This window comes from Albidovulum denitrificans (assembly GCF_002973535.1).
GTDB lineage: Bacteria > Pseudomonadota > Alphaproteobacteria > Rhodobacterales > Rhodobacteraceae > Albidovulum > Albidovulum denitrificans.
The window spans coordinates 56,177-72,364 of record NZ_PVEP01000007.1 but is presented as its reverse complement, the minus strand read 5'-3'; the positions used below and the strand labels follow the sequence as shown (position 1 = coordinate 72,364).

Genomic DNA, 16,188 nt, shown 5'->3' with positions numbered 1-16,188 from the left:
TCTCCTTTCCGGCCGGACAGGCGCGTGTTTACAGGCCCCGGTCGGCGGGGGCCAGAAGCCGCGTGGCCCGCACCCACCAGCCCGGTCTGGCGACGGCGAGGTGGGCCGCGGCGCGCTCGGCCCCTTGTGCGCTGTCGAAGAGGCCAAAGACGGTGCTGCCCGACCCCGACATCCGCGCCAGACGGCAATCGGGGACGGCGCGCAGGGCCGCCAGCGCCTCGGCGATCACCGGGGCGATGATGGCCGCCGGGGCCTCAAGATCGTTGCGCTGCGCGGCAAGCCAGCCGGTGAAGGCGTCGAAATCCGGCGCGGGCGGGGGCGGCGCAAGGCCGGGATTGTCGGTCCCGGAGCCCTCGGCCAGCCGCGCGAAGACCTGCCCCGTCGGCACCGCAACGCCGGGATTGACGAGGGTCAGGTGAAGTTCGGGCAGGGGCAGCAGGGGGGCAAGGTCCTCACCGATGCCGCGCATCCTTTGGGGTGCGGGCGCGGCAAGGCAGACCGGCAGATCGGCGCCAAGCGCCAGCACCTGCGACGGGTCCGGCAGCGACACCTGCCAAAGCCGGGCCAGCGCCCGCAGCGTCGCCGCCGCGTCCGAGGACCCGCCGCCGATGCCGCCGCCATGGGGCAGGTGTTTTTCCAGCGCTATCCGCGCCCCCTGCCCGTCGCGCTTCATCAGCGCGGCGGCTTTCAGGATCAGGTTCGCGCCATCGGTCGGCACACCCACCGCGAAAGGTCCGGTGACGGACAAGGACAGATCCTCCGCCACATCAAACCGCAGCCGGTCGCCGACGTCGGCAAAGGCCACGATACTGTCAAGCAGATGGTAGCCATCGGCCCGGCGGCCGGTGACATGCAGCGCAAGGTTCACCTTGGCGGGTGCGGTGACCTCAATCGCCATTCTTGCTGACGGCGAGCGGTTTGGCGCCTTCTTCGGCCAGAACCTTGTCGAGACCTACCGCAAGCTTGCGGCGGATGCGGTCGGGATCGGCGTCCATGGAATCCTCGGCGAAGGACAGCGCGCGGCGCCACTGGAACTCCGCCTCGCGGGTCCGGCCGACGGCCCAGTAGACATCGCCCAGATGGTCGTTGACGACGGCATCGACCGGCATCAGTTCGACCGCGTGTTCCATCTGCGTCACCGCCTCGTCATAGCGGCCAAGCCGGTAGAGACCCCAGCCGAGGCTGTCGATGATCGCGCCGTCATCGGGCCGTTCGGCCGCCGCCTTCTCGATCATCTTCAGCGCGTCGTCGAGGTTTTCGTTCCGGTCGATATAGGAATAGCCGAGGTAGTTCAGGACCGAGGGCTGATCGGGATAAAGCTCAAGCGCTTTCTTGAAATCGACCTCGGCCCCGGTCCAGTTCTTGGCCCGCTCCTTGCAGATACCACGCGCGAAATAAAGGCTCCAGTAGACCTCCGGTTCCGCGCTGATGCGGGCGATCGCCTCATCATAGGCGCCGGCGGCCTCTTCGAAGCGTTCCTCGCGCCGCAGCGTGTCGCCCAGCGTGTTCCAGACTTCGATCCGGTCGGGGTGGTCCTTGGCCAGCCGCCGCAGAACCTCGATCGCGGCATCCGTCTGGCCCGAGGCGACCAGCGCGCCCGCGCGGCCAAGTTCCGCCTGAAGATAGGCGGGATCGTCGCTGCCGATCTTGTCGAATTCGGTGCTGGCAAGGGCGTGCTGCCCCTGCCCTTCCAGAATGCTCGCCACCAGAAGAACCGCATCGGCATCCTTCGGGGCGAGATATTCCGCCACCCGCGCATAGGCCAGCGTGTTGACGTCGGTATTTTCCGATCCAAGCGCGCTGGCCACCGTATAGAAGACCTCGGCGATGCCGTCCTTGGGGCCGGAGACCAGCGTGAAGGGAACGGTTTCGCCCGCCTCAAGCCGGGTGCGCAGCGCCCTGACGGCGGGGTCGCCTTCCGGCCCGAACGCGGTGTTCAGCAGGGCTATGGCGTCGGCATCCCGCTCAAGCTGGCTCAGGATCTGGGCATGGGCCAGAATGCCGTGTCGGGTCGCGCGCAGCGGCCCGCCATCGGCCCCGGCAAAGATCGCGTCCGCGCCCTCGAAATCGCCGACCGAGGCCAGCGCCAGCGCCTTGTGGTAAAGGCCAAAGGATTTCAGCCCGCCCACCGCGCTGACCTTGTCGAACTCGGCGGCGGCCTCTGACATCTGCCCCATGCCGAGAAAGGCCCAGGCGCGGTACAGCCCATCGACAAGCTGCCCCGCCGACCGGCCGCGGACAAGCTCGGACACCGCTGCGGCGTAATCTTCGTTCTGCGCCAGATCGGCAAGGATCAGCAGATCCGCGATCTGGCTTTTCCCGCCTGTCTCGTCGAACTGCCGGGCAAGCTTCAGGCCATCCGCGACAGATCCGCGGGCAAGTTCGGAGATCGCCGCATTCTCGATCAGCATGGTATTGCCGGGATCGGCGGCAAGGGCGCGGGCATAGTATTCGGCGGCAACCGCATAATCGGACTCGGCCCCTGCAAGGCGCGCGGCCAGGTAGGGTCCGGCCTCACCATCGGCGGCGCTGGCGGGGGCGGCCCAGAAGGCAAGGCCCGCGGCCAGCACGAAAGGAAGGTGGCGAAGTTTCTGCACGTCAGGCCCCTGATGTTGTGGCCGCGAGAGCGTAGAGCGGGCTTTTGGACATGGCAATGCGAACGGGGGGCCGAAGCCCCCCGCGCGGCGATTATTGCCGAAAATGTTACATGTTCGGGTAGTTCGGCCCGTCCCCGCCCTGTGGCGTGGTCCAGTTGATGTTCTGGCTCGGGTCCTTGATGTCGCAGGTCTTGCAGTGGACGCAGTTCTGAAAGTTGATGACAAACTCCGGCTTGCCGTCCTTTTCCACCACCTCATAAACCCCCGCCGGGCAGTAGCGCTGCGCCGGCTCGTCGAATTTCGGCAGGTTGACCGAAATCGGGACCGAGGGATCTTTCAGCTTCAGATGGCAGGGCTGGCTTTCCTCATGGTTGGTGAAGCTGAACGAGACGTTGGTCAGCCGATCAAAGGACAAGACGCCATCGGGGCGGGGATAGTCGATCTTCGGATAGTCCTTCGCCTCACCCGTCGAGGCGGCATCCGTCTTGCCATGCTTCAGCGTCCCGAACAGCGAAAGGCCAAACAGGTTGTTGGTCCACATGTCGAACCCGCCGAAGACCAGCGAGGGGAGCATCCCCCATTTCGACCACATCGGCTTGACGTTGCGGACCTTCTTCAGGTCCCTGGCGATCGGGCCGGAGCGCAGGTCGGCCTCATAGGCCGCAAGTTCATCCCCGCCACGCCCGGCGGCGATGGCGGCCTGCGCGGCCTCGGCCGCGGCGATGCCGGACAGCATGGCGTTGTGGTTGCCCTTGATGCGCGGCACGTTCACGAGACCGGCCGAGCAGCCCAGAAGCGCCACACCCGGCGCCACCAGTTTCGGGATCGACTGCCAGCCGCCCTCGGAAATCGCGCGCGCGCCATAGGCCACGCGCTTGCCGCCCTTCAGAAGCTCCGCCACCATCGGGTGATGCTTGAAGCGCTGGAACTCCATATAGGGGTAAAGGTGCGGGTTCTTGTAGTTCAGGTGAACCACGAAGCCGACATAGACCTGGTTGTTTTCCAGGTGATAGATGAACGACCCGCCGCCCGCGTTGTTGCCCAGCGGCCAGCCCATCGTATGGGTGACGGTCCCCTCGCGGTGCTTGGCGGGGTCGATCTCCCAGATCTCCTTCATGCCGATGCCGAATTTCTGCGGGCAATGGCCTTTGGACAGGTCGTATTTCGCGATGACTTCCTTGGCGAGCGAGCCGCGCACCCCTTCCGACAGGAAGACGTATTTGCCGTGCAGTTCCATGCCCGGCTCATAGTTCGGGCCGGGCGTGCCGTCGGGGTTCACCCCCATGACGCCCGCGACGACACCCTTGACCTCGCCATTCTCGCCGTAAACCAGCTCGGAACAGGACATGCCGGGGAAGATCTCCACCCCCAGCCCTTCGGCCTGTTCGGCCATCCAGCGGCAGACATTGCCCATGGAGACGATGTATTTGCCGTGGTTCGACATCAGCGGCGGCATCGGCCAGTTCGGGATGCGCATCTGCCCCGACGGGCCGAGGACGTAGAAGTTGTCCTTTTTCACCTCGACCGTGATCGGCGCGCCCTTCTCCTTCCAGTCCGGCATCAGCGTGTCGAGACCGGAGGTATCGAGAACCGCACCCGACAGGATATGCGCCCCCACCTCGGAGCCCTTTTCAAGGACGACGACATTCAGATCGGGATCGAGCTGTTTCAGGCGGATTGCGGCCGACAGGCCGGCAGGACCGGCGCCGACGATCACAACGTCATATTCCATCGATTCCCGGGTCATCTCGGTCATGCTTTCTCCCTTTCGCGTCCGCGCGGCCGACATCGCTTCAATTGCGCAAGATCGTTAGCCGAGCCATCCCGGCGGCGCAATGATAACACGGCCGCAGCGGGCCGGATCGGGGGAGAAAGGCGACAGAAAGATCGAAAAACAGCGATCAGCGACCGGCAGGGCGGCGCCGGTCGGGCAAGGGCCAGAGCCGCCTGCTCGCCTCTTGACCGCGGCCGGGGGGCGCGCGTGCCTTATCATGGTGGTTTTTCCGCCGCCCTTGGCGGCCGCTCGTCAGGCCCACTTGACTTTGCAGCCATGAACCGGGTTAAGACCGTGATGTCGCGCATAATACGGGCATTTTTGAGGCTACAGTTCACAAACGGACCGAAATGGAAAAGATACCGATGACCCGCGCGGGCCATACCGCGCTCGACAAGGAACTCAAGGAACTGAAGTCGGTGGAACGCCCCGCCGTCATCAAGGCCATTGCCGAGGCGCGCGAACACGGTGATCTTTCCGAGAACGCCGAATACCACGCCGCGCGCGAACGCCAGAGCTTTGTCGAGGGCCGCATCAAGGAGATCGAGGCGATCCTGTCGCGGGCCGATGTCATCGACACCTCGAAGCTGTCCGGCGCGATCAAGTTCGGCGCGACGGTGACGCTGGTCGATGAGGACAGCGACGAGGAAAAGACCTATCAGATCGTGGGCGAGGCCGAGGCCGATATCGAACGCGGCCTGTTGAACATCCGCTCGCCGCTGGCGCGCGCGCTGATCGGCAAGGATGCCGGGGACAGCGTCGAGGTGCGCACACCGGGCGGCGACAAAAGCTACGAAGTCGTTTCGATCCAATATATCTGATCCCGGCCGGAGAGCTGACCCGCATGTCCGAGGAACATCCCGACGCCCAACCTTCCGGCCAGGCCCAGCTTGGCCTGTTTTCGCGGGTGTTCCCGGAGGCGGGCGGGCCGGGACCGGCCGATCTGGTGGCGGCCATTGTCACGCTGTTGTGGCTGGCGCTGGTGGCTGGGTTCTTCCTTTTCTCCGACAGCGAGGGCGGGGGCGCGCTTGGCGCGATCATGACGCTGGTGGCGATCTTTGCGCCCATCGCGCTGATCTGGATCGCGGCGACCCTGTCGCGCATGTCGCGCGAGGTCCGGGGGGAGACGCAGCGCCTTCATGCCACAGTCGATGCCATGCGCCACGCCTATCTCAACCAGGCGCAGTCGGGGCTGAACAAGTCCAACGTCGAAAAGCGGCTTGAGCAGATCGCGGCCTCCACCCGGCTGACCGAACACGCCATCGCGACATTCACCTCGCGCCGCGACGTCACGGTGGTGGAACCGTCAGCCGACCGCAAGGCCGCGCTGGTCACCCCGCGCCCGCTTGACGGGGCCGAGGAACAGCCGGGCCTTGCGCTGGGCGCCCCGGCCGACAGCAGCGCCGATCCGATCTCCATCGCCGATTTCATCAAGGCGCTGAACTTCCCCGACAGCCCGACCGACAAGGACGGGTTCCGCGCCCTGCGCCGGGCGCTGGATGACCGCAGCACCGCGCGCCTGATCCGGGCCGCGCAGGACGCGCTGACGCTGCTCAGCCAGGACGGGATCTATATGGACGACCTGCGCCCCGACCGCGCCAAGCCCGACATCTGGCGCCGCTTCGCGCAGGGGGAACGCGGGCGGACCATCGCGGCGCTTGGCGGCGTCCGCGACCGGTCGAGCCTTGCGCTGACCTCGGGACGGATGCGGCAGGACACGATCTTTCGCGACACCGCGCATCACTTCCTGCGCCAGTTCGACAAGACCTTTCAGGAATTCGAAAAGAACGCCAGCGATCAGGAGATTGCCGCGCTGGCCGAAACCCGCACCGCGCGGGCCTTCATGCTTCTGGGGCGCGTGACGGGCATCTTCGACTGAACCGGGGCGCTTACGGTTCGGCGTTTTCCCCGTCGATCATGACGATGCCGGTCTGAATATCCGGGTCGCCGTCGTGGTAAAGATGGGTCATCACACCCGGATGGGCCGCGAAGGCCTCACTGATCCTGACGGGGGAGAAGGTGCGCGGCGTGTTCTCGAACCCCGGCAGTTCCTTCAGGATGTCGCTGACCGAATTGCCGCAGAAGGCCTTGTTGACCGCGCCATAGGACTGCGCCTCACGCAGGGCCTGCTCGGCGACGGCGGGGCTGACAAGGATGGTCTGCGCCAGCACGTCGTAAGTGTCGCGCGCGTGGTAGTCGATATAAAGCTTCCGCATCCGTTCGGTGATGCCGTAAAGCAGGTCGTTGCGTTCGGGGACCGAGCCGACCTTGAAGCTGCCCGCGGGGTCGAACAGGACCCGTTGGCTGGCATTGATCATCAGCGCGGAATGCCCGCCGGTTCCGTTGCGCTTGCTGACCACGGTGTAAAGCGTCAGCGACGTCGGTTCGTTCGAGACATAGCGCGCGCGCGCGACCGCCTCATCGGGCGCCCAGACGGGTTCGGCCCCGCAGGCCGCGAGGGCAAGGGGAAGCGACAGGCACAGAAGAGCTTTGCGCATGGACACGGCAGGAAATATCGCCAATCGCCTCAGGCGTTGGCAAGGGCCAGGAAGACCAGCACGGCGAGGATCAGGATCGTCATCCAGGTCACCATGCGGACAAAACCGGCAAAGGTCTTTTCGTGGTCCCGGACGTTCATGTCGCCATGGGTATGCTCAGCCATCTTTCGCGCTCCTGCCTCTGAGGTCATGTGTCGAATAGCCGATTCACGCGGCACTGTCACGACCCTGCGGGCTTGTCTTTCCCGGCCGATGCGCGCTTTGCCTTCGTCGCGGGCGCCTCGCCGTCAAGGTCGGCGGCAAGGCGAAACCCGATACGGCGCGGCTCTTCCACCTCGCTCGGCATCGGCATCGCGCGCAGCATGACGCTCAGCTGGCTGACATGCTGGATCAGCTGGGTGCGCGCGTTCTCTTCGTCGCGGCCGTAGAAGGTGACGATGTCGGGGTCGAAATAGCCGATCCCCTCGATCCGCAGCACCCCGGCATCGCCGCCGGTAAAGCCCATGGCAACCTCCTGCTGGGCATCAAGCTGCTTTTCGAAGTTCTGGATGTAAAGGATCAGCCGTTCATAGGCCCATTGCGCGGGGCTTTTCTCGGCATAGGGCTGGGCCGCGACGCCTTCGGGAAGCGGCTCAAGCTCGGCCGTGACGGGGGCGTCGGGGGCGGTATGGGCGACACGCGCGCAGGGCATGGCAGAGCTTTCATGCGCCTCCGCCGTGGTGTCGATCATGTCGCTTATGTCGTTCTTTGCCATAGCCAAGCTCCGTCCTCCCGCCGCGCGCGTGCGACCTGGCCCTTGTGCAACAGATGGTTCAGATGCGCCACCGCTTCAACCAGCGCAAAGCCATATTCCGCCTCGCCCACCGACCTCTTGAACAGCACGTCAAAGCACTCGACAGCCGTTTTCGGGGTGGCCAGAAGCGCCAGCAGACGGTCAAGCGCGCCGGTGTGGTTCTCGATCATCTGGCGCAGGCGCAGCGGCAGGCCGGTGAAGGGCAGCTTGTGGCCCGGCAGGATCAACTGGTCGTCACGCGCGAAGGGGCGGAAGCGTTCGGCGCTGTCGATCCATTCGGCGACCGGGTCGGCAAGGGGTTCCGAGGCATAGACACCGAGATTGGCGGAGATCGAGGGCAGAAGCTGATCCCCGCCAAGGATCAGCGGGCCATCCACCTGCCAGAAGGTCGCGTGTTCGGGGGCGTGACCGTCGCCGGTGCGGACCAGCCAGTCGCGCCCGCCCATGCGGATCGTGTCGCCGTCCGCGATGCGCGTATAGCCCAGCGGCAAGGGCGCGACGACATCGGCGAAGTTGAAGGGACGCTCCGCCGACCGCTTGGCGTAAAGCGCGGGCTCCATGCCCGCCGCGCGCCAGAAGGCCAGCGTTTCGGCCACCGGCACGGGCTGCACGTCAAGGATCAGCATCCGCGCGGTCAGCCAGCTTGTCCGCGTGGTGACAAGCTCGGCCCCCATCGCCTGCAACCATCCTGCAAGGCCGACGTGATCGGGGTGGTAATGGGTCACCACCACCCGGCGAAGCGGCTTGCCCGCAAGCGGCCCGGCCAGAACGCTTTCCCAGATCGCGCGGGCGCGGCGGGTGTCAAGGCCCGCATCGACGACCGTCCAGCCATCGCCATCGTCCAGAACGTAAAGGTTGACGTGGTCCAGCGCCATCGGCAGCGGCAGGCGCAGCCAGAAGATGTCGGGCGCGACCTCGCGCAGCGTGCCTTCTTCGGGCGCATCGGCCCAGGGGTAGCGGATCACCTCCGCCGTGGAACCCGCAGCGCAATCCATCACGCGGCCAGATCGTCCGGCGACAGCGCCATGACCGACGCGCCGCCGTCGCGCGCCTCGGCCAGATGGGCGGCATACATCGGCAGCAGGCGGCGGATATAGACGCGGGCGAGGTTGGTCCTTGCGCCCTTGCCACCCTCGGCCATGGCCGCGCGCAGATGGTAATGCGCCCCCAGAACGCGGGCAAAGGCGCGCAGGTAAGGCACCGCACCGGCAAAGCGCGCGGGCATGTCCTGCCCGGTCAGCCATTCGGTCGCCTCGCGCAGCGTCTCGGCCGCGGACCAAAGGTCGCCCGCAAGGTCGGGGAGGACGGCGCGGGCGGCTTCGGCGTCGGCCTCAAGCTCTTCCAGCAGGCGATAGGCGGCCTCGCCCCCGTCCATCATCTTGCGCCCGACAAGGTCCATCGCCTGAATGCCGTTCGTCCCCTCGTAGATCGGCGTCACGCGCACGTCGCGGTAGAACTGCGCCACGCCGGTTTCCTCGATATAGCCCATGCCGCCATGGACCTGCACCGCCATCTCGCTGACCATGCAGCCGACATCGGTCCCGTAAGCCTTGGCGATCGGTGTCAGGAACGCGCCCCGCGCGGCCCATTCGCCCTCGCCCGTCGCCTTGTGCATGTCCAGCGCGACGGCACAGGACAGCCCGATGGCGCGCGCGGCAAAGACCTCGGCCCGCATGGTGGCCAGCATCCGGCGCACGTCGGGGTGATCGGCGATCACGCCCATCTGATTGCGTTCCTGCGCGTAGTCGATGGCCTTCTGACAGGCCGCCTCGGCCACGCCGACGCCCTGCATCCCGACGCCAAGACGGGCGTTGTTCATCATCGTGAACATCGCGGCCATGCCCTTGTTTTCCTCACCCACCAGCCAGCCGGTCGCCCCTTCATAGGACATCACGCAGGTGGGCGATCCGTGCAGGCCAAGCTTGTGTTCCAGGCTGACCACCTTCAGCGCATTGGCCTTGCCGGGATTGCCATCGGCATCGGGAAGATATTTCGGCACGATGAAAAGGCTGATCCCCTTGGTCCCCGCCGCCGCCCCCGGCAACCGCGCGAGGACGAGGTGGGAGACATTGCTGACCACGTCGCTGTCGCCCCAGGTGATGAAGATCTTCTGCCCGGTGATGGCATAGCTCCCGTCGCCCTTCGGCTCTGCCTTGGTGCGCAGCGCGCCGACATCGGAGCCCGCCTGCGGCTCGGTCAGGTTCATCGTCCCCGACCATTCGCCGGAGATCAGCTTGGGGATGTAAAGCGCCTTGATTTCCTCTGAGGCATGATGTTCCAGCGCCTCGATCTGGCCCTGCGTCAGAAGCGGGTTCAGTTGCAGCGCAAGGCAGGCACCCGACAGCATGTCCTGAATCGACATGTTGACCGTCTGCGGCAGGTCCATGCCGCCATGTTCCGCGGGCGCCGACACGCCGATCCAGCCACCTTCGGCGATGGCGCCGAACGCTTCGGCAAAACCGGGGGAGGTGCGAACCACGCCGTTTTCCAGCCGTGCGGGGGTCTTGTCGCCGTTCCCGTTCACCGGCGCCACGACGCCGTCGCAAAGCTTCGCCGCCTCGGTCAGGATCGCCTCGACCGTGTCCGGCGTCGCCTCGGCAAAGCGTTCGGTGGCCGCGACCGCGCCGAAGGGGACGACATGATCCAGCACGAAGCGGATATCGCCGAGGGGGGAACGGTAGGTCATCGAAATCTCCCTTGCCCGCAGCTTGGCATTTGGCCGGTCGCCGCGTATGACACCTGAAAAGGCCGTGGCCGCAATGATCGCGGCGGCGGCGATCCCCGGCAACCTTGACGCCACGTCACGAAACCCAGCGCCCCGGTGACAGATCTGATCCCCCCCACGCCCGAAGGCCTGACCCGCGCCGCGGCCCTGCTTGCCGATGGCGCGCTTGTCGCATTTCCGACCGAGACGGTCTATGGCCTTGGCGGGGATGCGCGATCGGACATCGCCGTCGCGCGGATCTTCGAGGCCAAGGGCCGGCCGCGCTTCAATCCGCTGATCGTTCACCTGCCTGACGTGCAGGCGGCGCGGCGCTACGCCGTCTTCGACGACCGGGCCGAACGGGTGGCGGCGGCGTTCTGGCCCGGCCCGCTGACGCTTGTCCTTCCCCTAAGGCCCGACGCCGGGCTGTCGCCGCTGGTCACCGCGGGCTTGCCTTCGGTCGCGCTGCGGGTTCCGGCGCATCCGGTGGCGCAGGCGTTGCTGCGCGCCTTCGGCGGGCCGCTTGCCGCGCCCTCCGCCAACCCCTCAGGCCGGATCAGCCCGACGCGGGCGGAGCATGTAGTCGAGGGGCTGGCGGGCCGGATCGCGGCGGTGGTGGATGGCGGCGCCTGCGCGGTGGGGGTGGAATCGACGATCCTCGGCCTGACGGACGGGGCGCGGCTTCTGCGCCCCGGCGGCCTTCCGGCCGAGGCGCTGGAGGATTGCCTTGGCGAACCGCTCCTGACCGGGGCCGGGACCGACCCGGAGCGGCCGACCGCGCCGGGCCAGCTTGCCTCGCATTACGCGCCCGCCGCGCGCGTCGCGCTGAACGTGACCGCCCCCGCCCCCGGAACGGTCTGGATCGGTTTCGGTCCGGGCTGTGCGGGCGCGGCGCTGAACCTGTCGGAAAGCGGCGATCTGGTCGAGGCGGCGGCGAACCTCTTTCATTTCCTGCACCGGGCCGATGCGATGTCGGACGGGGCCATCGCCTTTGCCCCGATCCCGGAGCATGGCCTTGGCCGCGCCATCAACGACCGCCTGCGCCGCGCCGCCGCGCCGCGCTAAAGCATTTCGGGTTTACACTGACTCAGAGTTCGAACTTATTTCGTTCGAGTTCTGATACTTGCTTTCTCAACGAAAACCCGAAACGCCTTAAAGGCTGTCTTCGACGCGGAAGCCATCCGGGATCGCGTCGCGCCCCTCAAGCACCAGATCGGCCATCACCTGCGCCACCTTCGGCGCCATGCCAAAGCCGATCTTGAAGCCGCCATTGGCGATGAAATGCCCCGCCCGCCCCGGCCAGGCGCCAAGCATCGGCGCCCGGCTTCGGGCGCGCGGGCGCAGGCCCGCCCAACGCTCGATCACCGGCGCATCGCCAAGCGCCGGACAGGCCGCGCGCGCCTTTTCGATCACGGGGTCGAGCTTTTCGTCCACCCTATCGGCACCGTCGAAGTCGCGTTCAGAGGTGGAGCCGACCGCCACCGTCCCGTCGGCATGGGGGACGATATGCACGCCGTCGACGAAAAGCTGCGGTCGCGTCGCGACGCCCGGACAGGCGAAAAGCGCCGCCTGCCCCTTGACCGGCCCGCCGACCGTCTTGCCCAGCGTCGCGCCCAGATCGGCCAGCCCGGCAGCGCCGGTGGCCCAGATCACGGGGGCCGTGCCATCGGGCATCGCCACACCCTCCTCAATCCGCCCGCCCCGCGCCCGGATGGCGGCGGTCAGCGCGATGCCCGCCTGCCGGGGATGCAGCCGCGCGGTCAGCGTGTCGCGGATCAGGTAGCCCGTGGGCGTCTTGGGCAACCAGCCGTCCTCAACGGCTGCGACCACCTCCCACAGCGCCTGACCGTGCCATAGCGCCGCCGCCCCCAACGACCGGCCGCGCGCCAACGCCAGCGCCGCCTCGTCGGCAATGGACTGCACCCGGCCCGAACGCAGATAGCCGGGATCCGCGCCCCCTGCCGCGCCGACCCCGGCCCAGAACCCTTCCGCCATCAACAGGCTGTCGAACTGGAACTGCTTCTTGGCGTTCCACTGTTCCGGCACATGGGGAGCGAGCGCGCCGACGATTCCGCCAGACGACCCCGCGCCGATCCGGGCCGCCTCGCAAACCCGCACCCGCGCCCCGCGACGGGCGCATTCCCAGGCGATGGACAGACCGAAGGCCCCCGCGCCCATGATCGTGACATCCGCCGTTGCCATTCCACCCGCCTTCCGCATAACTCGACCCAAGGGTTAGGACAGATGACCGCCAAGGACCAGAGCGCAGCGCTGACATGGCGGGAGGGCGACCTTCCGGTCTCGGACCGCTTTGACGACCCGTATTTCTCGCTTGCCAACGGGTTGGCCGAAACCCGCCACGTCTTTCTGTCCGGCAACCGCCTGCCGGACCGCTTTCGCGACGGGTTCCGAATCGCCGAACTGGGCTTCGGGACCGGGCTGAACCTGCTGGCGACCCTGATCGCCTGGCGCGCGGCAGGGGCGCCGGGGCGGCTGAGCTTCACGAGCTTCGAGGCCTTCCCGATGACGGCGGCCGACATGGACCGCGCGCTTCGCGCCTTCCCCGAGGCCCATGCCGAGGCCCGCCCCCTGCTTGATGCCTGGGCGGCGGGACAGCGGCGCTTCGCGGCCGGCCCGGTAACGGTGGAGGTCATCACCGGCGACGCGCGCGATACCCTGCCCGCCTGGCAGGGGCTGGCCGACGCCTGGTTCCTGGATGGCTTTTCCCCCGCCAAGAACCCCGAGCTTTGGGGCGACGCGCTGCTGGACGAGGTCGCGCGCCACACCGCGCCGGGCGGCACATTCGCCACCTACACCGCAGCGGGCTTTGTCCGCAGGTCCTTGCAGTCGGCGGGCTTTCGGGTAGAGCGAAGCGCAGGATACGGCAGCAAGCGGCATATGAGCCGTGGCGAGTTGGACAGCGCGACATGACCGAACAGAACAACCGCCTTGGCGCCTGGCTGATGATCGGCACCTGTTTCGTCTTTGCCTTGCAGGACGGCATTTCGCGCCATCTTGCCGAGACCTATAACGTCTTCATGGTGGTGATGATCCGCTACTGGTTCTTCGCCAGCTTCGCCATCGCCCTTGCCGCCCGCAAGCCCGGCGGCCTGCGCACGGCGATGCGCCCGCGCTTTCCGCTGATCCAGATCGCGCGCGGTGTGCTTCTGGCGGCGGAGGTCTGCGTGATGGTCACCGCCTTCACCCTTCTCGGCCTTGTCGAAAGCCATGCGGTCTTTACCTGCTATCCGCTTCTTGTCGCGGCCCTTTCCGGCCCGATCCTGGGCGAGAAGGTCGGCTGGCGGCGCTGGCTTGCCATCGGGGTCGGCTTTGCCGGGGTTCTGGTGATCCTTCAGCCCGGCGTGGCGGTCTTTGCCCCTGCCGCTGTCGTGCCGCTTGTCGCCGCCACGATGTTCGCGCTTTACGGCCTTTTGACGCGCTATGTCGCGCGGGGCGACGCCGCCTCGGTCAGCTTCTTCTGGACCGGGATCACCGGCGCCGTGGTGATGACCGCCATCGGCGTCTTTCACTGGGAAGCAATGAGCCTGCCGGACTGGGGCTGGATGGCGGTTCTGTGTTGTACCGCGGTCCTTGGCCATTGGCTGATGATCCGGTCGCTGGAAGTGGCGGAGGCGAGCGCGGTCCAGCCCTTCGCCTATTTTCAGCTTGTCTTCGCCGCCGCCATCGGCCTGACGGTCTTTGGCGAGGTGCTGAAACCCAACGTCGCCATCGGCGCGCTGATCGTCGTGTCGGCGGGCCTTTTCACCCTCTGGCGGCAGCGGATGAAGGCGCGGGCGCGGCGCGCGGCTAACGCCCCTTCAACTCATCGGTAAAGCGGATCGGCCCGGCCTTGCCCGACAGGCGCGCGCGATAGATCGGCATGCTTTCGGCCACCCGCATGACGTAGGTCTGCGTCTCGCGGAAGGGGATCGCCTCGATCCAGTCCACCGGGTCCACCCCGTCGCGGCGCGGGTCGCCCAGCATGTCGATCCACTGCCGCGACCGCCCCGGCCCGGCATTGTAGCCCGAGGCGACAAGAAGCGGCGATGTGCCGAATTCCGCCACAAGCCCCTGAAGATAGGCGGAACCGAGCTGGGCGTTGTATTTCCAGTCGGTGGTCAGCTTGCCCGGCTCATAGGCGACGCCGATCTTGCCGGCCATCATCTTCGCCGTCCCCGGCATCACCTGCATCAGCCCGCGCGCGCCCGCGGGGGAGATGACGGCGGCGTTGAACTCACTCTCGCGCCGGGCGATCGACAGGGCAAGGTCGGGGTCCACAGGCAGGTCCAGCCCCGACAGCGCCGGGACCGGGAAATAGGCCGAGGGCCAGATCACGCCCTTGTCGGCCGACGCCTTGGCCAGCGCCAGCGCCACATGCGGCTCATGCTCTGCCATCGCCATCCCGGCAAGGCGGCCGATGTCCATGCCGTCCAGCCCCTCGCCCAGATGCAGCAGGAAGCGCGCTGCCAGCGTCTCATCCCCCGCCGCCATCAGTTCCCGCGCCGCCTGAAAGACGGTGGAGGAGGTGAAGGCAGCGCCGTGCCAGTCGGGGAAGCTTTCACCACCCACCAGCGCGGGCGACAGCGGCAGGCCGACCTTTTCGGCCGACAGAAGCCCGTAGAATGAGGTCTGGTAACGCGCGCCTTCGGCATAGGCTGCAAGCGCCTTGGCCTTGCCGCCCAACACCTCATAGGCGCGGCCTTCCCAGTAATTCGCGCGGGCCAGGCTGATCGGGCCGCTGACCGCCTTTTCCATGCGGTCGAAATGGTCCAGCGCCGTCTTGGCATCGCCCAGCTTGCGCAGCGCGATATAGCCCGACAGCCATTCCAGATCGGCATAATCGCTGCCGCCGGTCAGGAAATGCTGCGAGGCCATGCGATAGGCGCGGCGCGCATCGCCCTCGCGCATCTCCTTGCGGGCAAGCCTGCGGCGCCAGTCGGCCCATTGGTCGGGGTCACCCAGCGCGCTGGCGCTGACCGAGCGTTCCAGAAGCAGGTCGCCCGCGCTGTCATAAAGATCCTTGCGGATACGCCAGCGGAAGCGGTCATAGGCAAGGCCGCCGGAGGAAAGGCCCTTTTCCGGCACGGCGGCGATCAGTGTATCGACGCCCTTGTCGTCGGCCTGAAGTGCCACCCGCGCGGCGGCGATGGCGCCGGTATAGGCGCTGGCCAGCGGCAGCATCCGCCGTGCGTCCGCCGTCAGGCCCGCGCGCAGCATCGCGGCGGTGCGGCCATCGTGATGGGCGGCAAGGAGGGGCGCGTGAAGCGCGATAAAGCGGGCGTGTTCGTCCGCCGTCATCGACAGCGTGCGCCAGGCGCGCACCGCTTCGTCCTTCGCCGCCGTGGTCCGGCCCGCCCCCTCAAGCGCCGCGATCAGCGCAAGGCTGCCGGTGCCGGTCTGGGGAACATGGCCCTTGAAATAGGCGATGACGTCATCCCCCGACACGCCGTCAAGCACCGCCTCGCCACGCTTGCGCAGATAGGGCAGGCCCGGCCAGTCGGGGTATCGCGACAGGAAGGCGCGGTATTCGGCAAAGCTGCCCTGCCCGTCGCGCAGCCTTTCCCAGTCGATGATCGCGGCCGAAAGCGGCCCGGCGGCGCGGGCCGCCGCCGTCGCCCTGGCCCAGTCGCGCCCGTCGGCGGCGGCAAGGGCCGTGCGCAACTGTCCGGGATTCTCGGCGCCGGCGGCGGCAAGGGCGGGAAGTGTAAAGGTCAGCGCCAGCGCGGCGGCGCGAAAGGTGGTACGGAACATGGCCTGCTACTGCTTCGGGTGTCTTTTTTTGCCAAGGATACCCGCCATGGCCGCGCCCGCAACACACAAAC

At 67.2% G+C, this 16,188-nt stretch carries 15 protein-coding genes; 5 read left to right on the top strand and 10 right to left on the bottom strand.

Annotated elements, in window-relative coordinates; translation table 11 throughout:
• Positions 1-28 precede the first annotated feature (28 nt).
• The 3 genes from LX70_RS15140 to LX70_RS15130 form a co-directional block, all read right to left on the bottom strand.
• Positions 29-898, bottom strand: coding sequence for a 4-(cytidine 5'-diphospho)-2-C-methyl-D-erythritol kinase (locus LX70_RS15140; protein WP_105515638.1), 870 nt, complete (start codon positions 896-898; stop codon positions 29-31).
• Positions 888-2,597 carry a tetratricopeptide repeat protein gene (locus LX70_RS15135; RefSeq protein WP_105515637.1) on the bottom strand — a complete coding sequence of 570 codons (1,710 nt, stop codon included), beginning with the start codon at positions 2,595-2,597 and terminating at the stop codon, positions 888-890. The genes LX70_RS15140 and LX70_RS15135 overlap by 11 nt, the downstream gene beginning before the upstream one ends.
• Positions 2,598-2,703: 106 nt before the next feature.
• Positions 2,704-4,353 (bottom strand): electron transfer flavoprotein-ubiquinone oxidoreductase, encoded by a 1,650-nt coding sequence (locus LX70_RS15130; RefSeq protein ID WP_105515739.1) that lies wholly within the window; start codon positions 4,351-4,353, stop codon positions 2,704-2,706.
• Positions 4,354-4,721: 368 nt separating this feature from the next.
• Between LX70_RS15130 and greA the strand changes: the two genes are divergently transcribed.
• Both greA and LX70_RS15120 read left to right on the top strand, forming a co-directional pair.
• Positions 4,722-5,192 (top strand): transcription elongation factor GreA, encoded by a 471-nt coding sequence (greA, locus tag LX70_RS15125; RefSeq protein WP_105515636.1) that lies wholly within the window; start codon positions 4,722-4,724, stop codon positions 5,190-5,192.
• 23 nt (positions 5,193-5,215) lie between these two features.
• Positions 5,216-6,250, top strand: coding sequence for a hypothetical protein (locus LX70_RS15120; protein ID WP_105515635.1), 1,035 nt, complete (start codon positions 5,216-5,218; stop codon positions 6,248-6,250).
• 10 nt (positions 6,251-6,260) lie between these two features.
• On the opposite strand, the gene LX70_RS15115 is transcribed toward LX70_RS15120, so the two are convergent.
• Genes LX70_RS15115 through LX70_RS15095 form a run of 5 tightly spaced genes read right to left on the bottom strand, consistent with a single transcriptional unit; the run spans position 6,261 to position 10,348 of the window.
• The gene (locus tag LX70_RS15115; protein WP_105515634.1) at positions 6,261-6,869 is read right to left on the bottom strand and encodes a hypothetical protein; all 609 of its coding nucleotides are present in this window, start codon (positions 6,867-6,869) and stop codon (positions 6,261-6,263) included.
• 29 nt (positions 6,870-6,898) lie between these two features.
• Positions 6,899-7,033, bottom strand: coding sequence for an aa3-type cytochrome c oxidase subunit IV (locus LX70_RS15110; RefSeq protein WP_105515633.1), 135 nt, complete (start codon positions 7,031-7,033; stop codon positions 6,899-6,901).
• A 56-nt stretch (positions 7,034-7,089) separates the two neighbouring features.
• Positions 7,090-7,608, bottom strand: a complete 519-nt coding sequence (locus LX70_RS15105) for a DUF6173 family protein (protein WP_105515738.1) — start codon at positions 7,606-7,608, stop codon at positions 7,090-7,092.
• Positions 7,605-8,657, bottom strand: a complete 1,053-nt coding sequence (locus LX70_RS15100) for an MBL fold metallo-hydrolase (protein ID WP_105515632.1) — start codon at positions 8,655-8,657, stop codon at positions 7,605-7,607. The genes LX70_RS15105 and LX70_RS15100 overlap by 4 nt, the downstream gene beginning before the upstream one ends.
• A complete protein-coding gene (locus tag LX70_RS15095) occupies positions 8,657-10,348 on the bottom strand; it encodes an acyl-CoA dehydrogenase (protein ID WP_105515737.1) in 1,692 nt (563 codons plus the stop codon). The genes LX70_RS15100 and LX70_RS15095 overlap by 1 nt, the downstream gene beginning before the upstream one ends.
• A 135-nt stretch (positions 10,349-10,483) precedes the next feature.
• On the opposite strand from LX70_RS15095, the gene LX70_RS15090 reads away from it, so the two are divergent.
• Positions 10,484-11,431, top strand: a complete 948-nt coding sequence (locus LX70_RS15090; protein ID WP_105515631.1) for an L-threonylcarbamoyladenylate synthase — start codon at positions 10,484-10,486, stop codon at positions 11,429-11,431.
• Positions 11,432-11,518: 87 nt separating this feature from the next.
• Here LX70_RS15090 and LX70_RS15085 read toward each other — a convergent pair whose 3' ends face one another.
• Complete coding sequence (locus tag LX70_RS15085; RefSeq protein ID WP_105515630.1) at positions 11,519-12,568, bottom strand: NAD(P)/FAD-dependent oxidoreductase; 1,050 nt, start codon at positions 12,566-12,568, stop codon at positions 11,519-11,521.
• 42 nt (positions 12,569-12,610) lie between these two features.
• On the opposite strand from LX70_RS15085, the gene mnmC2 reads away from it, so the two are divergent.
• Together mnmC2 and LX70_RS15075 are read left to right on the top strand one after the other, a co-directional pair.
• The gene (gene mnmC2 / locus LX70_RS15080; protein WP_105515629.1) at positions 12,611-13,297 is read left to right on the top strand and encodes a tRNA (5-methylaminomethyl-2-thiouridine)(34)-methyltransferase MnmC2; all 687 of its coding nucleotides are present in this window, start codon (positions 12,611-12,613) and stop codon (positions 13,295-13,297) included.
• Positions 13,294-14,199: a DMT family transporter gene (locus tag LX70_RS15075; RefSeq protein WP_105515628.1), complete on the top strand. Its 906-nt coding sequence runs from the start codon at positions 13,294-13,296 to the stop codon at positions 14,197-14,199. Before mnmC2 ends, LX70_RS15075 begins: the two co-directional genes overlap by 4 nt.
• Here LX70_RS15075 and LX70_RS15070 read toward each other — a convergent pair.
• Positions 14,174-16,117, bottom strand: a complete 1,944-nt coding sequence (locus LX70_RS15070; RefSeq protein WP_105515627.1) for a lytic transglycosylase domain-containing protein — start codon at positions 16,115-16,117, stop codon at positions 14,174-14,176. The two genes, LX70_RS15075 and LX70_RS15070, sit on opposite strands and share 26 nt — an antisense overlap.
• Positions 16,118-16,188 lie beyond the last annotated feature (71 nt).